Source organism: Paraburkholderia sp. NMBU_R16, from assembly GCF_013282575.1.
Classification (GTDB): Bacteria; Pseudomonadota; Gammaproteobacteria; order Burkholderiales; family Burkholderiaceae; genus Trinickia.
The window spans coordinates 1-614 of sequence record NZ_JAAAYE010000260.1 but is presented as its reverse complement, the minus strand read 5'-3'; the positions used below and the strand labels follow the sequence as shown (position 1 = coordinate 614).

Below are 614 nucleotides of genomic sequence, written 5' to 3'. Positions count from 1 at the left end.
GCGACAGCGGCAAGCGGCATGATGGCTTGACGACGGCGGAGCGCGAAGAGCTGACGCGCTTGCGCCGCAAGGTTCGTCAACTCGAGCTTGAACGAGAGATCCTCTCAAAAGCCGCGGCCTGGTTTGCGCGGGAGACCGGAACGGTGCCCGAGAAGGGTTCGAATTCATGAAAGCGAACCAGGCCACATTGCCCATTGCGACGATGGCGCGATTGCTGCGAATTTCGGCCAGCGGCTATTACGCGTGGCTGGCGCGCAGCCCATCGAAACGCGCATGTAGCGACGCCGATCTGCTCGGGCGTATCCGAGCCATTCACGCAAGTTCGCGCGGCACGTACGGCATGCCCCGCATCCGTGCGGAACTGCTCGAGCACGGCGTGCATGTCGGACGCAAACGTATTGCCCGTCTGATGCGTATAGCGGGTCTGTGCGGCGTGAGCCGGCGGCGCTGGATCAACACGACGCGGCGGCAAAGCGGCGCCCGGCCCGCGCCCGATCTCGTGCAACGGCACTTCGTGGCCGACGCCCCGAACCGGCTGTGGGTGGCGGATGCCACCTATGTGCCGACCGCAGAAGGCTTTCTCTATCTCGCCGTCGTGCTCGATGTCTTTAGTC

1 pseudogene is annotated in these 614 nt (G+C 64.5%); it reads left to right on the top strand.

From position 1 onward, the window contains the following. Window positions 1-614 (top strand): annotated as a pseudogene (locus GWC77_RS28165) (IS3 family transposase); the annotation flags it as partial.